At 40.1% G+C, this 20718-nt stretch carries 9 protein-coding genes and 1 pseudogene; 3 read left to right on the forward strand and 7 right to left on the reverse strand.

Features of this window, described 5'->3' with window-relative positions; translation table 11 throughout:
• Positions 1 to 10: 10 nt before the first annotated feature.
• Both HXT24_RS05920 and HXT24_RS05925 read right to left on the reverse strand, forming a co-directional pair.
• Entirely contained in the window at positions 11 to 3658 is a 3648-nt protein-coding gene (locus HXT24_RS05920) for a BspA family leucine-rich repeat surface protein (RefSeq protein WP_422119345.1), read from the reverse strand.
• A 282-nt stretch (positions 3659 to 3940) separates the two neighbouring features.
• Positions 3941 to 4516: a hypothetical protein gene (locus HXT24_RS05925; RefSeq protein WP_422119346.1), complete on the reverse strand. Its 576-nt coding sequence runs from the start codon at positions 4514 to 4516 to the stop codon at positions 3941 to 3943.
• Positions 4517 to 4846: 330 nt separating this feature from the next.
• On the opposite strand from HXT24_RS05925, the gene HXT24_RS05930 reads away from it, so the two are divergent.
• Both HXT24_RS05930 and HXT24_RS05935 read left to right on the forward strand, forming a co-directional pair.
• Positions 4847 to 4978: a hypothetical protein gene (locus HXT24_RS05930; RefSeq protein ID WP_415698512.1), complete on the forward strand. Its 132-nt coding sequence runs from the start codon at positions 4847 to 4849 to the stop codon at positions 4976 to 4978.
• Positions 4979 to 5449: 471 nt separating this feature from the next.
• Entirely contained in the window at positions 5450 to 13918 is an 8469-nt protein-coding gene (locus HXT24_RS05935; protein WP_422119347.1) for a hypothetical protein, read from the forward strand.
• Positions 13919 to 14379: 461 nt separating this feature from the next.
• Here HXT24_RS05935 and HXT24_RS05940 read toward each other — a convergent pair whose 3' ends face one another.
• From HXT24_RS05940 to HXT24_RS05960, 5 genes and pseudogenes are all read right to left on the reverse strand, one after another.
• A complete protein-coding gene (locus HXT24_RS05940) occupies positions 14380 to 15588 on the reverse strand; it encodes an ATP-binding protein (RefSeq protein WP_422119348.1) in 1209 nt (402 codons plus the stop codon).
• Between the two features lie 263 nt (positions 15589 to 15851).
• Positions 15852 to 16754 (reverse strand): hypothetical protein, encoded by a 903-nt coding sequence (locus tag HXT24_RS05945; RefSeq protein WP_422119610.1) that lies wholly within the window; start codon positions 16752 to 16754, stop codon positions 15852 to 15854.
• 171 nt (positions 16755 to 16925) lie between these two features.
• Positions 16926 to 17822, reverse strand: coding sequence for a hypothetical protein (locus HXT24_RS05950; RefSeq protein WP_004122116.1), 897 nt, complete (start codon positions 17820 to 17822; stop codon positions 16926 to 16928).
• Positions 17823 to 17914: 92 nt separating this feature from the next.
• The gene (locus HXT24_RS05955) at positions 17915 to 19648 is read right to left on the reverse strand and encodes a type I restriction enzyme endonuclease domain-containing protein (RefSeq protein WP_306467725.1); all 1734 of its coding nucleotides are present in this window, start codon (positions 19646 to 19648) and stop codon (positions 17915 to 17917) included.
• Positions 19649 to 19714: 66 nt separating this feature from the next.
• A pseudogene (locus HXT24_RS05960) lies at positions 19715 to 19885 on the reverse strand (hypothetical protein); the annotation flags it as partial.
• Between the two features lie 556 nt (positions 19886 to 20441).
• On the opposite strand from HXT24_RS05960, the gene HXT24_RS05965 reads away from it, so the two are divergent.
• Positions 20442 to 20612 carry a hypothetical protein gene (locus tag HXT24_RS05965; protein ID WP_000873143.1) on the forward strand — a complete coding sequence of 57 codons (171 nt, stop codon included), beginning with the start codon at positions 20442 to 20444 and terminating at the stop codon, positions 20610 to 20612.
• The last annotated feature ends 106 nt before the right edge of the window (positions 20613 to 20718 follow it).

Below are 20718 nucleotides of genomic sequence, written 5' to 3' on the forward strand. Positions count from 1 at the left end.
CGCAGCGATATTAAAGCTGCTTAGCATGCTTGCAGAAGGTGGATCCGTCGCCTCGGAACCGAGCAAAGAAGCCGATTGCTGCACTTACAGCGGTTTTAAGCATAGAACCACTTACAACAGAATGTGCAACAGAATGTGCAAAGCAGTGTTTAGCACCAGAGGCAACATCGAGCGCACCGCCGCTAAAAACTTTTGCAAACCCAGCCAAAGCGGTGCTTGGAAGCACAGACGCGACCCATCCATGACGACCGAACGCGCCAGCAACAGCGAACATTGAGAACAGTCCAATAGACAAGAACGTAAACATAACAGCCGACTGGCCGCCAGTATGCGGCAAAGGCACTGGCTGAACAAAGGTCTCCAAATAGTACATTGTAGTGAAGAACACTAAAGGCGACTTTGGATTACTAACAGGCACAGCACCACCTTCACCTTCGCCAAGTTCTGTCCAGGTGCAACCACCTTCGCTTGGCTTCTTAAACATGATTTTATAAGTATTGCCCTGTTCTCCGCTATCTCCGGTATCTCCGGAATCGCCATCTTTTACAGATCGCATTTCTTTTACAGATCGCGACTCCAGCTTTGCACTACGCGACTCAGTCTCAGGAGGCTCTTCCTTTTGATTATTATCTATAGCATACCGCAACTTTGAAGCGAAACTATTTTTTACAATTCTGTACGCATAATCCTGCGATTTTTCATCCTGCTCCTTCTCTAAATTACTCGAATTATAAAGTGCAGGAACATAGTAAGTATAAGTAGTGCCACCCGAGTCTATATTGCAATCACATGTCATATTGTCATTTTTTATATCGCCAGGCTCCATTAGCTTGGCTTTAACAGGAATGTAGTATGCAATATTTTTAAAATCATCATCGTTTGAAATTGTATCTAAAATCGTAACATTATTAGTTACGACTATATTATTGCTGTGATAATTCTCATCGAGGGAGAATATTCCACCCGTAGCAAAATTACTTTTGATAGGATCATCATCAGGATGATCATCAAAACCTTGAGACTCCCATCCATTCGCAATCAACGTGCCTTTAAAACCACCAAACATACCATCAACAGAAACAGTAGTAGACTCAGAATTAGTAGGTTTTGTAAAGTTCTTATTGCTGAAATCTAATATAAGACTGTCGCCGCTTTCTGCTCCTGCATTGGAAAACATCAAAGTAAAATCCGTAACTTTTGAAATATCCCACTTGCTTAAATCCGCAGCGCCGGTAAGTTTTTTGCAATCAGAAAACATGCTAGACATATTCGTAACATTGCTAACATTCCACCCTTCTAGACCTTTAAGATTACCCAAGCGAGTACAACCACTGAACATGTTAAACATATTCGTTACACTGCCAACATTCCAGCCACTCAATGCACTTATATCAGTCAATCCTGTTATTTTTACTACATCACCTTTTTTGTTTGTATGCTCAAAGTAGCAATCGGAGAACATGCTGCCCATGTTCTCAACACTGCCAACATTCCACTTTTCTAGACCTTTAAGATTACTCAAGCTATGACAACCGCTGAACATGCTACTCATTTTCGTAACACTGCCAACATTCCAACCGCTCAAAGGTTGAAGACTGGTTAAGCCATTACAACCGTTGAACATGCTGCTCATGTCCGTAACACTGCCAACATTCCAACCGCTCAAAGGTTGAAGACTGGTTAAGCTATTACAACTGCTGAACATGCTACTCATTTTCGTAACATTGTCAACATTCCACTTTTCCAAAGGTTCAAGACTAGTAAGACTGCCACAACCGTCAAACATGCTGCTCATGTTCTCAACACTGCCAACATTCCAGCCTCTCAAAGGTTGAAGACTAGTAAGAAAACTGCAGCCATAGAACATTCTAAACGTGCTAGCTAATTGGTCTGTACTGCTCTTACCTGTTTTATTCCAATTAGATAATCCACTGATACTATTGAGCTTAGAGCAATATGCAAACATGCCATCCATTTTTTTAACGTTACTTACACCCCAATTTCCTAAGCCTTCAGTACTTTCGATGTTGCCGCACAGCGCAAACATTACCATCATGTATTCAACGTTCTTTACATTCCACTTTTCCAAAAATTTAAGCGAACTCATACTCTTGCAATATTCGAACATACCGCTCATTGCCGAAACGCTTTTAGTATTCCATTCTTTCAAACCGTCAAAATCTTTTATCTCGGTGCAACCCTCAAACATTCTGTTCATGTTCATAACCTTGCTAACATTCCACTTACTTAGAGGTTCAACCGAAGTAATCGCCATCTCACTTGCATACCCTTCTACTGGATTCAAAGCATCATGTTTATCTTGGTCCTTAATAACAGACGCGAACATTCCAGACATATTTCTAACATTGCCGACATTCCAGTTACTCAACGCACTTATATCAGTCAATCCTGTTACACCAGTGATCTTGCCATCATCATCGTAGATACGCCTAGCACAACCACTGAACATGCCACTCATGTTCGTAACATTGTCAACCTTCCAATTAGCCAAACCGCTAATATCACTTAAACCAGCGCACCCCTCGAACATGCTCTCCATATTCGTAACCTTGCTCACATCCCACTCACTCAAAAAACTAAAATCAGTTAATGAGGAATCCTTAAATAGATAGGACATGTCTGTAACGTTACTTACATCAAACCTGTCGTCGTTGCCAATGCTACTAATATTTTCCCCTGAAAAAAGACCTTCCTTATCTTTTGACAAACTACCGTAGCCATACGCTTTAACACCGTCTACAAAATCGATTTCGCTACCATCAGCAGAGAGATTCTTAATTTCTTCACGAATAGCATCAAATGCCTCACTCCGTTCGGCACTGATAGCACATTTATCTTCCCCTGATGGAGACGTAATCGTAACTTTAGTATTATCCTCGTTAATTTTAGCCACGCAAGCAGGAAGCTTTTTAACTTGGTCTAGGTTTAATTTCTCAAGAGTATCTGCATCACGATCTTGACCCTTAGTTTTTTTAGCCTTTTCCTTTTTAGCTTTTTCTTTTTCTTTTTTAGACTTAGCCTTTTCCTCAGTCTTTTTCTTAGCCTTCTCTTTTGCGTCTTTGCCATTAGCTTCGTTATTTTTCTTGTTCTTATCTGCCTGCTTGTCTTTTTCTGTTGATTTATTCTTAGGAGCATTCGCAGGAACATTAGGCTTTTTATTTTCACCATTGGCATCTTTGCCAGATTTTGCGCCATTCCCAGCAGCATCGCCAGTGCCATTCACAGTAGTATCGCCAGCGCCATTGCCATTACTATTGCTGTTACTTACAGACCCCACCCCATTAGGATTTTCACTATTCCCCTTACTACCTTTATTGTCTACTCCTTCACTATCTTTAGCAGCTTCCCCTTTAGCTGCCCTGTTTCCTTCTTTTTTATCTACCTCTTTAGTCTTATCCCCTTTAACTTCTTTACCGGCTCCTTCTTTACCAGCTCCCCCCTTAGCTCCCCCTTCACCCGATTTACTTTGACCCCTATTATTCTCGGCAGCAGCAGCCAAAACAGCAGCAAACAATGGATTCTTCGTTATTTTTGCATAAGCCAGTCCAGGCAGCACGGTCACGCTCAAGGTCATAGCTACAACACACAAAACAGCACTAGACACTGCTAACACACGATGCTTCATATTTTTCTTCATATCCCTCACCCTCGTGATACGCAATAATCGTTAATTCACGTAAAATGGCACATATTCCTTATTTTGCGCACTGATGAAGTTCTACCGTGAACCACACTATTTGCGTTCGCTATACATTTCATAGTATACTCCTATAACACTAATCAGTAAATATCCACAAACTATGCGCGAATTTGTTTGACATTACCAATTGATATGTGGGTTATAGGTCCAAAAGTATGTAAAGCTAGGATGATTAATATTTTTGGTTTATACTCCAAGACAATTAGAAACAGAGAGTTGTTAATTTTTTTGTTCAATAATTTTATCGGTAAATGCCTGTAAAAATTCTTTAGAATTGCTCCAGCCTACGCCATTGTTTAATCCCGAGAAATCAAAACCAGATATTTCATCTAAAGCTTTACTACAAACCCATTCATACATTCCAGCCTGTTTGCTTTTATATATTATTAGGAACAATGGTTTCATTGCTTTTTTACCTAATAATATGACACTAATATATTGTTTAGAATACATTACATCGTTATACCATTGTCCTGTCAGCCAATAGAATTTATCTCTGCGCCCCTTTTCACCAATCTCATCGCATAGATTTTGTAATTGTTTAGCCACATACGTGAGAACCTTTTTATCTATGTTTTTTATAAGCAAAGTTTCATCAACACCATTTTTACTTACCTCTTTCCAGTCAACATTTTCATTATTTTCTGAATTTCCTTCATTTTTTGCAGACTTTTGATTTTCTGTTTTTTGCTCTCTATTATTATCACTAAAACTATTCTGATTCTTACAACCTGAAATAAGTGACATAAGGCAAACTACAATAGTCAAAAAAGCATAATGCTTGATATGCTTCATTTATACCTCCACCTACAACTTAATCTTTACCTAATTGCAGATACGATTATCATGTTCAATCTTCACTCTGTTATTCACTATCATCTGCCCAATATTCATTCATCTCGTAGTACAAATCATCTTTGAGTTTAATAAAACTGACGGGATGTAAATTATGGACAAAGAATGCAGATCTGCAGCCTATAAAATAATTGTAACTAAAAATCATCCGATAATCCACAGGATTTTATTTCCATACATAAACAGATGTGTGGCAAAATGAGTACACGCTTTAACGATAGAAGCGAGCAACGTTAAAAAGGTTTAAGATTGGCTTGATAGCCTGATTTCTTGCTCTTTATTCGTGAGAAAGAGTATGAGGATGTTAAAACATATCAAGCATATGTTGAGCCTAAAGGTAGTCAACTTTTATTTGAAGATGAGTGGAAAGAAAAATTCTTAGGGCGAATCGAGAACAACTAGATTAACGATATTCTAGGAAGAGGATACAAGATTATAGGTCTTCCATTCTTTAATCAAGAAAACAGAATGTCTGTATTCGACAAAGTACTAAACGATTTAGTATCAAAATTATAGTGAGGTAATGAACTACAAACATTTGTTTAGTGATTACCCAATCACAAATCTGCGACACACCATAAGACGTATAACAGATTACGAAAATAATAAGAAATTTTATAAAAAGTTATATTGTTATAACATTTTGCAAGAAATTTTCATTTAGAGCACCCCCCCCCCCCGTAGGAAATTTTACAGTCTAAACTAATTTCAAACTGAAAAATATTATAAAAAATAACAAAAATGATAGAATTTTAAATAGACCCGTTTAAATAGAGAGTTTTATTACTGGCATTGGAGAGATTTGTCATAGAATTCGTTCTATTTATTTGTTTAAAAATTCGTTAAAGATTAGGAAAAATTAAGGAGATTGTTATGACTACCGCTAATCCTTCGAAACATACATCATCATCAAAATCTTCTAAAAAGCGTTCTGCACACAAAGTACACACGCTTCCGTTAGCAACAATGGCTGCTTTACTGACAGCAGCAACCTGCTTAGGCAGCCAGCCTGCAATGGCTGTTACGGCGCGCACACCACTTCCTACACCAACGTACACTGCAACAGCTAAAAGTCTTACGAAAGCCGCCGATCCTGAGTCTCAAAATCGTGAATATGTTCCACTAGGCGAAAAGAAACCTTGGTTGCAGCATCCAAATATTCTTGAATTTAGAAGATTACGCGGTAGAAACAGCGATGCGACAGGAATAACATCAGACGAGGAAGGGTCTGATAAGAATTGGAAAGCTGTTAATGATAAAACAGCTATGTATGCGCATGTGGAAACGCGTGACAACTCTGACTATCTTGTTTTCGATGTTTTCTTCAACAACAATGCTAAGTCAATGATAGATAAATCTAACAAGCAATGGTACTTATGGCAGGTACCATATGCAGTTGCAGACTTGGATCAAAATGGGCTATATAAATCTGATACAGTTACTAATCTTAAATACGATGCGTACAGACCGAAAAAAGAAAAAGAAGATCACATTCTTTCGCAAGATCCGGAAGCTTTTGAGAAAGATGATTCCCTATCATTCTCTGTGCCTAACATGAAAACAACTGATCAGCATTTTGGCAAAGATGATTATGCTCTTTATCAGGTAGGTATAGGACTTAATCCTGGTAATAAACTTAATACTGATTTAGGTCAAATCTTCCATGGAAACGCAAATGACCCACTCATTAGTCGAATGGCTGGAGATCAAGCAACGTATGCTTATTATAATGGTAAGCAGTATAACAAAAATTACGGTTTGGGTATAACAGTTGCTAAACCGTATGACGATGTTGCGTATCATATGCATGCAGAATTAAAGCTTCGTCCAGGAGCCATTAATAAAAACGCAGACAATTATAACGAAAAGTATGCAAACATTCAAAACGCATGGACATGGGCAAATAGCGGTTCTTGGGGAAAAACTACAAGTTCTGCATACACGGTTATTTCTGGTAGAGACCCAGAAAACGATGCAGACAAAGATGATAAGTTAAAGCGCAATAAAACTGACAGAATAGCGCCAAAAATTTATTACAATGGCAATGAAATAACCGACGACAGCCAGACCATTAATCTTTATAAAGGCGATACACTAAGCTTCACTACCACCGATAACAAGGGTTATATTGAGAAGTTTAGCATTTCTGGTTTAGCAAAAGATCCTACAGTCACGAAAGGCGCTGGAAGCAAAGACAAACCACTTCCATCAGGTGACATCCCTGTTAATAAAAACATGAAAAACAAGGAAGTAACTATTACTTCCGAGGATGGCTCTGGCAACGTCACAACGCGCAAAGTTAAAGTCACAGTTACTACAAGACCAAAACTTTCTAAAGAACATCCTATTACCGGTAAAACCATTGAAATTACCGTTGGTGAACAATTACCGGAATTGACAGACATTGACAAATTTGTTGATATTACAGACGGAGACAAGCTTGAAAAGAAGCCAACATTAATGTGGAATGGCAAATCTCCTGCTCCAAACACTGAGACAGTTGGCGTAATTACCCATAGTATTAAGGGAACATACTCCGATGGCTCCACGAAAACAACAGATGTAACCATCAAGGTTAAACCACAGAAGCCAGTTATCGACACTGATCTGACTAATCTTGCTGGAAGGAAAGAGCAGAAAGTAACAGTATCTGTTGGAAGCGGCATTCCTGAAGGCACTACTACAACAGTTAAACTGTTTGATAAAGATAACAACGAGATCGGCTCTACTACAACGATTAACAATGGTAAAGCGGAGATTACTGTTAAGGATGGAATCCCTGAAGGCGACGTGTATGCAACAACGACTGTCACGAAGCAGCCTGGAACGACACCTGGCGGCAAAATACCAATTCCAGGATTTGAACTAACTTCAAAAAACAGTGAGAAAAAGAAAGCTACTGCGCCTAAGGATGCTCAAGACCCAACAATTATTGCTACTGCCGAGTCATCGTCTGTAACAGTTGGGCAAGATCTGAAGATTCACATTGTTGCTACAGATGATGTGAAGGTTGAAAAAATCAACTATATAGACGCGCTAATGGGCGCCAATCTGCTTCAACAAGCTGATATCCTTAGTGGTCGTGCGAGTGTTTCAAAAACCAAAGACAGCGATCAGGAACAAGTGTTGGATCTCACTGTTACGAAGATGCAGCCGAAGGAAGTCGGTACACATACTCTAACCCTCACTGTAACCGACTCGGCAGGAAAAACCGGCAACGTAACTCTAACCATAACCGTGAAGCCAGCTGCTCCAACCGTCACACCTCAAGATAATGGTTCCGTTGACGTAACACCAGCAGCCGATACTGATAGTCTGGTAATCACTTATACGCCAGAAGATGGAACCGGCGAGAAGACCATCACTGTCAATAAAGGCAATGACAACAAGTGGAAGATTGATGGAAACACTCCAGATGGCGTAACCGTTGATGAAGGAACTGGTAAAGTCACTATTCCAGCAAACAAAGTCAAAGACGGTAGTGATGTAAAAGCTAAAGATAAGAAGGGTAACAACACTTCCAGCGAAACCACTGGTAAAGCCAAGAAAAACCCAACTACTCCAGCAACTACACCAGCTGCTCCAACCGTCACGCCTCAAGATAATGGTTCCGTTGACGTAACACCAGCAGCCGATACTGATAGTCTGGTAATCACTTATACGCCAGAAGATGGAACCGGCGAGAAGACCATCACTGTCAATAAAGGCAATGACAACAAGTGGAAGATTGATGGAAACACTCCAGATGGCGTAACCGTTGATGAAGGAACTGGTAAAGTCACTATTCCAGCAAACAAAGTCAAAGACGGTAGTGATGTAAAAGCTAAAGATAAGAAGGGTAACAACACTTCCAGCGAAACCACTGGTAAAGCCAAGAAAAACCCAACTACTCCAGCAACTACACCAGCTGCTCCAACCGTCACGCCTCAAGATAATGGTTCCGTTGACGTAACACCAGCAGCCGATACTGATAGTCTGGTAATCACTTATACGCCAGAAGATGGAACCGGCGAGAAGACCATCACTGTCAATAAAGGCAATGACAACAAGTGGAAGATTGATGGAAACACTCCAGATGGCGTAACCGTTGATGAAGGAACTGGTAAAGTCACTATTCCAGCAAACAAAGTCAAAGACGGTAGTGATGTAAAAGCTAAAGATAAGAAGGGTAACAACACTTCCAGCGAAACCACTGGTAAAGCCAAGAAAAACCCAACTACTCCAGCAACTACACCAGCTGCTCCAACCGTCACGCCTCAAGATAATGGTTCCGTTGACGTAACACCAGCAGCCGATACTGATAGTCTGGTAATCACTTATACGCCAGAAGATGGAACCGGCGAGAAGACCATCACTGTCAATAAAGGCAATGACAACAAGTGGAAGATTGATGGAAACACTCCAGATGGCGTAACCGTTGATGAAGGAACTGGTAAAGTCACTATTCCAGCAAACAAAGTCAAAGACGGTAGTGATGTAAAAGCTAAAGATAAGAAGGGTAACAACACTTCCAGCGAAACCACTGGTAAAGCCAAGAAAAACCCAACTACTCCAGCAACTACACCAGCTGCTCCAACCGTCACGCCTCAAGATAATGGTTCCGTTGACGTAACACCAGCAGCCGATACTGATAGTCTGGTAATCACTTATACGCCAGAAGATGGAACCGGCGAGAAGACCATCACTGTCAATAAAGGCAATGACAACAAGTGGAAGATTGATGGAAACACTCCAGATGGCGTAACCGTTGATGAAGGAACTGGTAAAGTCACTATTCCAGCAAACAAAGTCAAAGACGGTAGTGATGTAAAAGCTAAAGATAAGAAGGGTAACAACACTTCCAGCGAAACCACTGGTAAAGCCAAGAAAAACCCAACTACTCCAGCAACTACACCAGCTGCTCCAACCGTCACGCCTCAAGATAATGGTTCCGTTGACGTAACACCAGCAGCCGATACTGATAGTCTGGTAATCACTTATACGCCAGAAGATGGAACCGGCGAGAAGACCATCACTGTCAATAAAGGCAATGACAACAAGTGGAAGATTGATGGAAACACTCCAGATGGCGTAACCGTTGATGAAGGAACTGGTAAAGTCACTATTCCAGCAAACAAAGTCAAAGACGGTAGTGATGTAAAAGCTAAAGATAAGAAGGGTAACAACACTTCCAGCGAAACCACTGGTAAAGCCAAGAAAAACCCAACTACTCCAGCAACTACACCAGCTGCTCCAACCGTCACGCCTCAAGATAATGGTTCCGTTGACGTAACACCAGCAGCCGATACTGATAGTCTGGTAATCACTTATACGCCAGAAGATGGAACCGGCGAGAAGACCATCACTGTCAATAAAGGCAATGACAACAAGTGGAAGATTGATGGAAACACTCCAGATGGCGTAACCGTTGATGAAGGAACTGGTAAAGTCACTATTCCAGCAAACAAAGTCAAAGACGGTAGTGATGTAAAAGCTAAAGATAAGAAGGGTAACAACACTTCCAGCGAAACCACTGGTAAAGCCAAGAAAAACCCAACTACTCCAGCAACTACACCAGCTGCTCCAACCGTCACGCCTCAAGATAATGGTTCCGTTGACGTAACACCAGCAGCCGATACTGATAGTCTGGTAATCACTTATACGCCAGAAGATGGAACCGGCGAGAAGACCATCACTGTCAATAAAGGCAATGACAACAAGTGGAAGATTGATGGAAACACTCCAGATGGCGTAACCGTTGATGAAGGAACTGGTAAAGTCACTATTCCAGCAAACAAAGTCAAAGACGGTAGTGATGTAAAAGCTAAAGATAAGAAGGGTAACAACACTTCCAGCGAAACCACTGGTAAAGCCAAGAAAAACCCAACTACTCCAGCAACTACACCAGCTGCTCCAACCGTCACGCCTCAAGATAATGGTTCCGTTGACGTAACACCAGCAGCCGATACTGATAGTCTGGTAATCACTTATACGCCAGAAGATGGAACCGGCGAGAAGACCATCACTGTCAATAAAGGCAATGACAACAAGTGGAAGATTGATGGAAACACTCCAGATGGCGTAACCGTTGATGAAGGAACTGGTAAAGTCACTATTCCAGCAAACAAAGTCAAAGACGGTAGTGATGTAAAAGCTAAAGATAAGAAGGGTAACAACACTTCCAGCGAAACCACTGGTAAAGCCAAGAAAAACCCAACTACTCCAGCAACTACACCAGCTGCTCCAACCGTCACGCCTCAAGATAATGGTTCCGTTGACGTAACACCAGCAGCCGATACTGATAGTCTGGTAATCACTTATACGCCAGAAGATGGAACCGGCGAGAAGACCATCACTGTCAATAAAGGCAATGACAACAAGTGGAAGATTGATGGAAACACTCCAGATGGCGTAACCGTTGATGAAGGAACTGGTAAAGTCACTATTCCAGCAAACAAAGTCAAAGACGGTAGTGATGTAAAAGCTAAAGATAAGAAGGGTAACAACACTTCCAGCGAAACCACTGGTAAAGCCAAGAAAAACCCAACTACTCCAGCAACTACACCAGCTGCTCCAACCGTCACGCCTCAAGATAATGGTTCCGTTGACGTAACACCAGCAGCCGATACTGATAGTCTGGTAATCACTTATACGCCAGAAGATGGAACCGGCGAGAAGACCATCACTGTCAATAAAGGCAATGACAACAAGTGGAAGATTGATGGAAACACTCCAGATGGCGTAACCGTTGATGAAGGAACTGGTAAAGTCACTATTCCAGCAAACAAAGTCAAAGACGGTAGTGATGTAAAAGCTAAAGATAAGAAGGGTAACAACACTTCCAGCGAAACCACTGGTAAAGCCAAGAAAAACCCAACTACTCCAGCAACTACACCAGCTGCTCCAACCGTCACGCCTCAAGATAATGGTTCCGTTGACGTAACACCAGCAGCCGATACTGATAGTCTGGTAATCACTTATACGCCAGAAGATGGAACCGGCGAGAAGACCATCACTGTCAATAAAGGCAATGACAACAAGTGGAAGATTGATGGAAACACTCCAGATGGCGTAACCGTTGATGAAGGAACTGGTAAAGTCACTATTCCAGCAAACAAAGTCAAAGACGGTAGTGATGTAAAAGCTAAAGATAAGAAGGGTAACAACACTTCCAGCGAAACCACTGGTAAAGCCAAGAAAAACCCAACTACTCCAGCAACTACACCAGCTGCTCCAACCGTCACGCCTCAAGATAATGGTTCCGTTGACGTAACACCAGCAGCCGATACTGATAGTCTGGTAATCACTTATACGCCAGAAGATGGAACCGGCGAGAAGACCATCACTGTCAATAAAGGCAATGACAACAAGTGGAAGATTGATGGAAACACTCCAGATGGCGTAACCGTTGATGAAGGAACTGGTAAAGTCACTATTCCAGCAAACAAAGTCAAAGACGGTAGTGATGTAAAAGCTAAAGATAAGAAGGGTAACAACACTTCCAGCGAAACCACTGGTAAAGCCAAGAAAAACCCAACTACTCCAGCAACTACACCAGCTGCTCCAACCGTCACGCCTCAAGATAATGGTTCCGTTGACGTAACACCAGCAGCCGATACTGATAGTCTGGTAATCACTTATACGCCAGAAGATGGAACCGGCGAGAAGACCATCACTGTCAATAAAGGCAATGACAACAAGTGGAAGATTGATGGAAACACTCCAGATGGCGTAACCGTTGATGAAGGAACTGGTAAAGTCACTATTCCAGCAAACAAAGTCAAAGACGGTAGTGATGTAAAAGCTAAAGATAAGAAGGGTAACAACACTTCCAGCGAAACCACTGGTAAAGCCAAGAAAAACCCAACTACTCCAGCAACTACACCAGCTGCTCCAACCGTCACGCCTCAAGATAATGGTTCCGTTGACGTAACACCAGCAGCCGATACTGATAGTCTGGTAATCACTTATACGCCAGAAGATGGAACCGGCGAGAAGACCATCACTGTCAATAAAGGCAATGACAACAAGTGGAAGATTGATGGAAACACTCCAGATGGCGTAACCGTTGATGAAGGAACTGGTAAAGTCACTATTCCAGCAAACAAAGTCAAAGACGGTAGTGATGTAAAAGCTAAAGATAAGAAGGGTAACAACACTTCCAGCGAAACCACTGGTAAAGCCAAGAAAAACCCAACTACTCCAGCAACTACACCAGCTGCTCCAACCGTCACGCCTCAAGATAATGGTTCCGTTGACGTAACACCAGCAGCCGATACTGATAGTCTGGTAATCACTTATACGCCAGAAGATGGAACCGGCGAGAAGACCATCACTGTCAATAAAGGCAATGACAACAAGTGGAAGATTGATGGAAACACTCCAGATGGCGTAACCGTTGATGAAGGAACTGGTAAAGTCACTATTCCAGCAAACAAAGTCAAAGACGGTAGTGATGTAAAAGCTAAAGATAAGAAGGGTAACAACACTTCCAGCGAAACCACTGGTAAAGCCAAGAAAAACCCAACTACTCCAGCAACTACACCAGCTGCTCCAACCGTCACGCCTCAAGATAATGGTTCCGTTGACGTAACACCAGCAGCCGATACTGATAGTCTGGTAATCACTTATACGCCAGAAGATGGAACCGGCGAGAAGACCATCACTGTCAATAAAGGCAATGACAACAAGTGGAAGATTGATGGAAACACTCCAGATGGCGTAACCGTTGATGAAGGAACTGGTAAAGTCACTATTCCAGCAAACAAAGTCAAAGACGGTAGTGATGTAAAAGCTAAAGATAAGAAGGGTAACAACACTTCCGAAAAAGCCACTGGTAAAGCCGGAAACAACGACGGAAATTCCGGTTCTGGTTCTGAGACTGGTTCTGGTTCTGAGACTGGAAACAGCAATAGTTCTGAATCTGATTCGGGTAACGATTCCACGTCTAATAATGGCGGTTCAGATAGCGGATCTACTACTGGTGGTAGCAGCTCTACAGATTCCGGCGCTCAAAATAGCACCAATGGATCAAGTAGCGCTGATAATGCTAACAACGCTGGTAATGCTGAAACCGGTAATGCTGGCAACGGTAACGCTGGCAACGGTAACGCTGAAACCGGTAATGCTGAAACCGGTAATGCTGAAACCGGTAATGCTGGCAACGGCAAATCTGGTAATGCATCCACTGGTGCCTCAGGTTCCAACGCATCTACTAAGTCCGGCAACAAGGTTCCTGCAAAGCATTCGTCCCAATTAGTAGAGACTGGTGCTGAAGTGGAACGAGTAGGATTGATCAGCGCAATGATTGGTGTACTTGGAGCTGCAGCAGCATTCTTCTCTCGCAAGAAGAATCGCGAGTAAAAAGTTCACCTACAAAATTAAACAAAAGTAAACTAATAATTGAAAATAATTAGAAAAAGGAGCTGAGCCACAAACCCAGCTCCTTTTTCTATATCACTACTCACTTACACATACAAACTCTTGTATTGTGATTCAAAACATATCTTATTTAAGAAGAACCATCTTTGAATATATTCAAATAAACGATAATAAAATCAATAAAAACAATTTTTGACAGAACTGCAATATAAAAATTGTTCTTAAACCACACTTCCCCACATAAACAGGTGGGTGCAAAGTGTGTGCACCTTTTAACGTTAACATCCTGTGCACTCGACCACAGAGCGTCGATATCTTCCCTCAAACAGCCAAAATACGTTCAAAAACCGCGAGAACCCAGTCTAAATAAAACTGCCGCACGCTAAACCTTTTAATAATAGCCATCGCGAAACATAATCTACATAAGAGCAAAATCAAGCAGATTACGCATTATCTTCCAAAAGAAAATCTGGTAAATATTTGTGTATAATCCCTTCTTGCGAAAAATTCATTGTATCCATCGACAAAACATATTTAGGATAATTATCCTTAACCAATCGATAAACACCAAATTCCCGGCTACGAGTCTCTTCGCTAGCCATCAAATAAGAGACTTGATAATACTCAGTCTCACCTTGTCTAGTAGCAATGAAATCGACTTCTTGTTTATTAATACGACCAACTTGAACCTGAAAACCACGAGACAAAAGCTCAATATAGACAATATTTTCTAGAATACGTTCAATTGATGCAACATTTGAGAAACCTACTGCTTGCCTAAAACCATGATCTGTTACATAGTATTTTTCCTCAACCGTCAGTAACTTTTTCCCAACACTGTCATAGCGTGGAACTTTTTTTAGAAGATACGCCGCTTGGCAAAAATTCAAGTAATTCAAAATGGTATCAACTGAAACTTTACGATTTTCGCTAACAAAATATTTACGTAAACTATTAGCCGAAAAACTTTGTCCAACATTATCTAAACAAAAAAGTAAAATGCGATTAAATACGCCAACATCTCGGATCGAATTGTATTCAAGTATATCCTTAACAACAACGGTGTTATAAATGTCGTTTAAATATCTAAAACTCGGTTCCTCTTCCCCATTAAAATAATGAAGAGGAGGCATACCACCAATTTTGATATACAGCTGAAATAATTCCTGTATGCTTAAATTCAAACTTTGATACAAATTCACGAATTCGCTAAAAGTAAAAGGAAGCACCTCAAAACTTACGTAACGCCCTGCAAGCAAGGTGGCAAGCTCACCAGACAATAATTTTGAGTTAGAACCAGTCAAATAAATATCGCAATCATAATCAACTCTAAGCGCATTTATAACACGTTCCCAGTGAGAAACTAATTGAATTTCATCAAAGAAAAAATATATTTTACCTTCGATTTGTTGACTACGTTCTGTAATTAATTTCTGCAGATCAAAATCATTTTTCACAGATAAGTATTGAGCTGATTCTAAATTGATATAAATAATACGACTTTGGGGAACGTCTACAAGCAATTCAGATTGAATCATTTTTAACAAAGTGGACTTTCCCACTCGTCTCATACCTGTAATCACCTTCACAATAGGCTTGTCAATAAAAGGTTTGATCTTATTAAGATATTTTTTACGTAATATATATGACATATCCTCACACCTTTCGATTACAGCCTTGCTTACAATTTCGATTATAGTCGATAAATTTATCGTTTCTTACATTTGTTTCTATTATAAACGAAACAAATTAAAATTCACCTTTGAGGTTTATGATTAAAAAAAAAATAAAACATCTTTATTCAAATGTCTGCGATCCGTATTGCTTTTAATACACAACCTTTGACATCAAGCAAACACTCTCCACGTACGTATAGTCTTTTGCTCAAAAGAGAAGAAAACAGTCTTATAAAATCTTATGCGGCTACTGCGGTTCTTCTCCGTGGATGCCACTTGATAACGAGAACAATATTGGTAAGCACAATGCCAACAACTACGCTCACCCATACCAAACTCGGTGTAAGAAGCCAAGCGAGAACACCAAAAATCAGCAGTCGAAGCAGTACAACAATAACTAAGAAAGGCCAACTTTTTGTTAGGCATTTCGGTTGATCATCCTTCAATGCGCCCATCAGAACCATAATCGCAGCCGCCGCGCAAGAAAATAGCATATTGCCCAAGAATATGACGAGTAGCGTTCGCCAGCCAGCGATACTACCCAGCATCCACCATTGCAGCATCAATGCAAGCAAAAATGTGACAACAGCATATACTGCTTCCATCAGCATATTCGCAACGATTAACGAGGAAAATGTTAAAGACACATCTCTAGGAGTGCCTGTTTTACCTTCGCTCGCATGCTGTAATGCAATCATATTTCTCGCCTCGGCGCGCTTTACGCGCTCTTCTTCAAGCATTTGAACGCCAAGCTCAACCGATTTCTTTGAAGCTTCCTGTAATTGCGCATCCGTCATCCCTAGCTGCCAAGGCTTTTCAAAAACAAACATCAACACACTAGTAATCGCTGCGCCAATAATAATGCTTAGCAGCGTAGTATTGGAAACAAGCAATAAAGCAATACCAGAAGTCACCAGCAGCCTGAGCACAAAATCGATGATTCCGATAAGCAAATCGCCAGATCCGTCATCTGGTCTACGATGCCTATCCCACTGCAGATACGCTGTACTTAGCAGCGAAAACACCACAACACTCAACGCGAGTATGACCACAGTTTCCCAACCTAATACGCTGTGCCCTACGAACTGCTGTACAAGCAGCGAAATAATAAGCGTGCAAACGCTAGCAACAGTTTCTGTAATAACATGACCCCAAAAAGCATGCTTGAAAAGGAGTGTTCAGTAAGGGATTAAAAGAAAACCAACTGAAAGCCTTTAAGCGGGAACATAAGAAATAAAACGACCATACAAGAGTAGAGATACTCTGTGTGGCCGTTTTCTTATACTCAGATACCGAAATAGTATTTGAGATTTTTAGAACAAACCTTGTATTTGAGCTTGTATTAACACTGCAGTAACGCTGGCACCTGTATTAATTAAAAAGTCTTTTAGTCCAACCAATGCTGATTTTAAAATATGCGGTTTCTTCTCTTCTTCAATTTTTAATTTGATGTCAGCTAATAATTCTGTTGCGGTTTCTATATCCTCTTTTGATAAATCAGATTCACTAATACTTTTTTCAACGGCATCAACTACATCCTTAACTTTATCATAGGAAAATGTAACTGTATTCTCACTTCCAGACACTATCTGTACATTATCGGATGGCGAATTGATCACACTTGTATTCCCGTAATAATTATTCACGGTTTGCGGCATGTTCACTGCGGATTCTTTTTCAGTCTCAGAGAAAACCATATTTTCCCCTACAATACCTTCCGATTCTAATTTCAATGTCCATTCTAAAATAGTATTTTTGACTTTTTCTTCAATGTCTTTAACTGCAGTTGTAGGTACATGTAATGCATAATCCATTGGAAGTAGCGAATCAGCCATTTTATCAAACAATGCAAGTTGTTCGCCTGAAAAATCTAAAGTTAATACATTTCCTGAGGACTGACATAAAGAAATGATTTCAGAAATTGAATTTACTAACTTTCTTTCACAAATCTTTTTTTCGTATTCATTATCCTGTATTGAGGTTGGAATCCAACCGCGATAAGGATTGAAAGTTTTTAAACTTCCACGAACCTTTCTATACTCAGGGCAAGATTCTGGGTCAGGATAACCATTTAATTCGTGTTGAATCCATTGATCAAAATCAGCAAGCTTTAATTTTGATGCAATCAAATGTGCTTTGCGTAATATATTAACAACATCGCAATTTGATGACACAATTTCATTCTGTAATTCTAAAACAATACTTCCCATGTTATTCACCATCCTTCTTTCTACCATATAGGGCACTATTCTCAGCAAACATCATAGTTCTTCACATAGAAGCAATAAGGAAAAGGAATAATCTAACTTTCTGAAGTTGTTTCAGAATGCTCCTCAAAATTTTCTACCTGCTCCATCACCTTTGTGAACACTTCAGGACTATACTGTGGCGGATAGCCGTTCTTAACCAAACAAATCTTTATCTTCAATTTTAACTGATTACGCACATTCTGATTGTTGAGCCAGTCCACAAATGAAGACTCGGTATCTATTATTTCCTTAACTTTTTTAGCAAGTGTCTTGCATTTATCGTTTATCACAACACCGTTAACTTCTTTGTCAATGCCATATTCAAACTTATACTGGTCACGAAGAGCAATCAAAATATCATAGAATGCCTTTTCTTCAAAGGTTAATCCTATTTTACGGAAACTCTCACGATTTTCGTTCATCTGACGAAGTATCACTAAAGCTTGTTCAGTTGCAGCCTTAATAATATCTTCTGAGGCAGCTTCCTGTGTTGCCCCGGCTTCTTCAGCAGTAAGGTGCTTACGTCTTTCATGGTACTCATCAATAGTCTTTTCAATCATTTCTTGGAAAGATTTCGCTGCTAATTGGTTAACCCTGCCATATTCCTTTATTTGCTTACGGAGCATTTTGATAAGTAATTCTAACTTTGTAGCAGGCATTTCTACATCTGATAATTTTTCAAAGTATTCAGGAGAGAAGATATCTTCTTCCTCGCCACTTTCAAGAACACTTTCTACCTTATTGTATTTTAATGCCTCTTCAACCATCTTTGATACCACAAGATTCATAGTTTCAGCATCAACATCGCTGGTTCCACTCATTTTACGAACGAAGCCTGCTATAGCCATAAAGCACTGTGCAAGCGCAGATTCTTCTTCGCCCAGATTTCCAGAAGGTTGGCAAATATCAAAAGCACTTCTCATTCTCTTAACAGACTTTAAGAAATATGTCTTAAATGAGACCTGATTAGTTTTTCCGTTTCCTTCTGTCTGCAAGACCTGTGCTGATGTAAAGACATACTCAGCCGCTTTGGAAAGTAATTTATATCTTTCAACAGGGTCACATTTCGTATTAAGGAATGGAGCTAAGTCATAATCTGTAAACAGTGCTTTAAGTATTTCAATCTCCTCCCTGAATGCAGAGGTAGCCTGCTCAACGTCATCCGATGTGGGAGCAACTGATGTATCACCACCGTAAACCTTCATGGCCTCACGCATATTATCGCGAATGCCAATATAGTCGATAACCATACCATATTCTTTGCCGGGATATTTTCTGTTTACACGACTGATAGTTTGAATCAGCAAGTGCTTCTTCAAAGGCTTATCGTTATATAAATATGTAAGTGACGGAACATCAAATCCCGTAATCCACATATCAACTACGATAACAATATGGAAATTAGACTTTTCCTGTTTAAAGGCTGCATCCAGTTCTTCGCAACGTTTATCATTTTTAACTCCACCAAGATAGTTATACATCTCAGCTTCATCATTACTTCCAACACTCGATACCATAGCCATAAATGGCATAGGCTTTAATTCTTTAAGTTCTTCATCTGTTGCAGTAACTCCGTCAGGAGTTTTCTTTTCTTCAAACCATTCCGGATATTTATCCTTGAATTTCAAAAGAAGTGAATATGCAATTTTTCTGCTAGAGCAGACAATCATTGCTTTCTGAATTCTATCTGGGTCACTATCACAAGATGAAATATAATGGTCATGAATATCTATAGCAAGCCTCTCCAAGCGAGAAGGCTCGCCAAGGATAACTTCCATAGAACTCATTGCACGTTTACTGGCTTCAATATCATCATACGTTGCACCATCATCGGCACACTTTTTATAGTAATTTTCAATTTCTTTAGCTTTGGTCTTATCAAGTAACACCTTGGCAATACGAGGATGATACTTAATAGAAACAGTTAGTCCATCTGCGACCGCCTGATCCATAGTGTATCTATCAATTTCCTGACCAAAGGTCTGATATGTTTCGGCAATAGGAGTTCCTGTGAAACCTACAAACGTAGCATGTTGAGGCGGTAAGTTTGCTAGTCAAGGAGTAAAACGACGAAGATTAGCATTTACTTCCGCCCATGCGATAGCTGTCCGTGATTGACAAGTGCTAGCACGCAGACAGAACGGAGATAGCGAACCGCTGAGTGTGTCGCTCTGCTCGTAAAAGCTTAGAAACCTTTGAACGAAAGGGATAATGAAAGCCTTGATTGCAAGGCTTTTTGCTTTATGGTGGGTAAGTATCAGAGTGAGAAAATTTTTGGAATGAGTAGAAGTGATAGCTAGAAATTATCAGTTTCTATTTCCATTTACCCTGTGGGTACGTGTTTGTTTCCATTGACAAGGAGTTTGTGGGAATAGAAATGTACCCACCTTGTTTGAATCAAGTGAAGTGTAGTTGAAGGAAATCTGTTGAAAGCAATACTTCATTTTACCGAATAAGTAATAATTTAGGCAACTTCAAATCGATTAAAAAAAAACTATTTTAAAGGTTAAGAGTAGACAAAAATTGTCCACTCTTTTTTGCAAACTCAATTTATCAATAAATGAAATGAGGGAATGTAAAATGAAATATTTTGAGGTTGAGTTAGAAAATCCTGATGAATTTTTAAAACTACAAACAGAAGATTTTGTGAAAGCTAATCGCTTGCTACTAAGGAAGATAATCCAGAGCGTTACAGTCTATGAAGAAAACTTCGTCATATCCTTTAAATCTGGCATCGAATTGGAAGTATGAGTCTCATTCCATAACTTTTATATTGAACATATCATCTTGTTGTGTTATACTATAAATTGATATAAACAAAGATGTAGGAGGAACCGAAACTATGACAGCCTCAATG

It is taken from the genome of Gardnerella sp. DNF00354 (genome assembly GCF_049262755.1).
Classification (GTDB): domain Bacteria; phylum Actinomycetota; class Actinomycetes; order Actinomycetales; family Bifidobacteriaceae; genus Bifidobacterium; species Bifidobacterium vaginale.

Coding starts and splice junctions, on each gene's coding strand:
- HXT24_RS05925 (WP_422119346.1), bottom strand. CDS start 4,516: ATGAAGCATATCAAGCATTATGCTTTTTTGACTATTGTAGTTTGCCTT.
- HXT24_RS05950 (WP_004122116.1), bottom strand. CDS start 17,822: ATGGGAAGTATTGTTTTAGAATTACAGAATGAAATTGTGTCATCAAAT.
- HXT24_RS05935 (WP_422119347.1), top strand. CDS start 5,450: ATGACTACCGCTAATCCTTCGAAACATACATCATCATCAAAATCTTCT.
- HXT24_RS05965 (WP_000873143.1), top strand. CDS start 20,442: ATGAAATATTTTGAGGTTGAGTTAGAAAATCCTGATGAATTTTTAAAA.
- HXT24_RS05940 (WP_422119348.1), bottom strand. CDS start 15,588: ATGTCATATATATTACGTAAAAAATATCTTAATAAGATCAAACCTTTT.
- HXT24_RS05920 (WP_422119345.1), bottom strand. CDS start 3,658: ATGAAGAAAAATATGAAGCATCGTGTGTTAGCAGTGTCTAGTGCTGTT.
- HXT24_RS05955 (WP_306467725.1), bottom strand. CDS start 19,648: ATGAGTTCTATGGAAGTTATCCTTGGCGAGCCTTCTCGCTTGGAGAGG.